This window comes from Ideonella sp. P3_A4 (assembly GCF_056403075.1).
In genome coordinates this window covers 1-2,087 of record NZ_JBFUGE010000859.1, presented here as the reverse complement: position 1 = coordinate 2,087, position 2,087 = coordinate 1, and the positions used below count along the sequence as shown (strand labels likewise).

The following is a 2,087-nucleotide window of genomic DNA, read 5'->3' as shown; positions in this document are numbered from 1 at the left end:
CCCGAGGATTCTGCCCCGCCAAGTTTTCGACACCGCCCAACGGAACAAGAAGATTGAGATACAACCGCTCGTCTTCCGGCTTGAAGGACGGCACCACTGCGTAGCAGCAAGAGTAGTAGAGAAGCTTGATATCAGCCAGTTTTGGACAGGCGCCAAATGCTATGGCCACAGGAGGCATGGTGATCGTTTCGCTGCCAACGGAGAGGGCAAGGCTTTGGATCTCGCATTCCAAAACATCGATCTTGATGGTAACGGGGACGATGCCGATGTTGGCCGTGGCCCGCGTAGTGTTGTCGTGTGTTTGAATGCTTGCCCATGGCACTACCTCTGACTGTAGTGCGAACACCGGACCGGCCAGCATGCTGAAAAGGATCAACGAAAGCTTACGAAGCATTTGAGGCCTAACGTTCGAGGTAAGGGGCGGCTTGCGCCTTGGCGCAAGACGTCCCCTTGACTGAGGGGTTAGGCATCGCTGGCGGCGACACCGACAAGCCCCAGAAAGGTGGCGAAGTCTTTGGCGATAGGCACTACGCTCTCCGAAAGATCGGTGTTGGTCATGTCGACCGCGACGACAGGCCACGGCTGTTTGGACCTTAGATCGAAGGCAATGTACTCGCCGCCTCCATTGCTGCCAAACACAAGAAAGCCCGGAAAGAACGCTCTGTAAGGGCCGCTCGACCAGGCCTCAGCCGTGACCTCGGCTGGATCGAGACAGAAGTTGTAGGGCTCGACAGGCAGCGGGCCCTCGCCACCATTGCTATAGGACAGCAACGCAAGATACTCCGAAGGCAGGGGCACGCCGACGGCGAGTTTGAGCTGGGCGAGCGCCTCGCCGCTTGCGGCGCATTGGCCGAACCATTGGCGATCTGACGGAAGCATTCGATGCCTAACGTTCGACGTAAGGGGCCTGCCGTAGGCAGGTCCCCTTGACGGAGGGGTTAGGCCTCATTGCCCGTGAGGCCATCAGCAATCTCTTGCAGTATTTGAGTCCGTGAGCTCCATGGCATGTGGCCGCAGGCGAGGCGAGTTTCGAAGGTATTTTTCGGCAAAGGACCTTGTCACGCGGCTGGGAATGCGGCCATCTTCGGCAGACTGATACGCAATGATGTTCCTTGGCTGACCGATCAGTTCGGGGGCAACATTGCGCTGGGACCTCCATTGGCCATCGATCATGCGGAACTCGGCATAGCCAGGCTTGGCGCATCTGCTGTTGAAGTCAACGATTGCGATCGCGCCATCGGGCGGAATGATGGAGATCAGGAGGATGCCCTCGGATTGTTTTGTGGACACCTTGTACGAGTAGCTCTGACCTTTCCAGCTGAAGTTGTAGGCGCGCTCTTGGAGCCACCAAGCGGACTTGAACGGATTGCCCGGCTCCGATCCCTGCTTAAACGTGTCGATGCGAGAGACAAGGAGCGTTTCCTGAGTGTTGAGTTGAACCTCCTCGATCCACTGAACCGATTTGGACTTGGTGCAGGCGGTGAGAAGGACAGCAGCTGCGACGCATACCAGCCAGCTCGGATTTCGAAGAGTTGTCGTCGGACCCATGAAAATCGCGCTCCTGCTTGAGGCCTAACGTTCGACGTAAGGGGCGGATTGCGCCTTGGCGCAAGACGTCCCCTTGACGGAGGGGTTAGACCTCATGCGGCCTGCTCCAGACTGGCAACTAGTAGCCATAGCCACATGCCTAGGACGGCGCCGAAGTTAACCATGAAGACCAGACCGCGAAGGCGAATGTTTGCGGTGAAGACCTGGACATAGGTGTGTATCAAGCGCCCGGCAACAAACAGCCATGCCAACAAAAGCGGGAGCTGGCCGATTGCGCGCTGTTGAAGTATTAGCAGGCTTGCCACATAGAAGAAGAGCGGCCACTCGAACTGATTCGACAGATTGGCGCTGATGCGGGGCTCGACACTCGCCCATGGATTGGAGCCATCGGGTTGACGACCCAGACCCCAAACGGAAGGGGCTCGGGCGACGGTGAGTGCCATGTACAAAAGCGCCGTAAGGCCAACGTGAGCGGCCATTGGGTAGACGAGGGGACTTGACATGTTTCCTCAGGCGCGACTCTGCGGGGTGTTCAGGTG

At 57.9% G+C, this 2,087-nt stretch carries 4 protein-coding genes; all 4 read right to left on the bottom strand.

Going from position 1 to position 2,087, the window contains the following annotated elements:
* A partial coding sequence (locus AC1DYI_RS33725; RefSeq protein WP_477208465.1) for a hypothetical protein occupies nucleotides 1-394 on the bottom strand: 394 nt, incomplete at its 3' end.
* Between the two features lie 68 nt (nucleotides 395-462).
* Complete coding sequence (locus tag AC1DYI_RS33720; protein WP_477208464.1) at nucleotides 463-879, bottom strand: SMI1/KNR4 family protein; 417 nt, start codon at nucleotides 877-879, stop codon at nucleotides 463-465.
* Nucleotides 880-963: 84 nt separating this feature from the next.
* A complete protein-coding gene (locus tag AC1DYI_RS33715; RefSeq protein WP_477208463.1) occupies nucleotides 964-1,548 on the bottom strand; it encodes a hypothetical protein in 585 nt (194 codons plus the stop codon).
* Between the two features lie 92 nt (nucleotides 1,549-1,640).
* Nucleotides 1,641-2,027 carry an MAPEG family protein gene (locus tag AC1DYI_RS33710; protein WP_477208462.1) on the bottom strand — a complete coding sequence of 129 codons (387 nt, stop codon included), beginning with the start codon at nucleotides 2,025-2,027 and terminating at the stop codon, nucleotides 1,641-1,643.
* Nucleotides 2,028-2,087 lie beyond the last annotated feature (60 nt).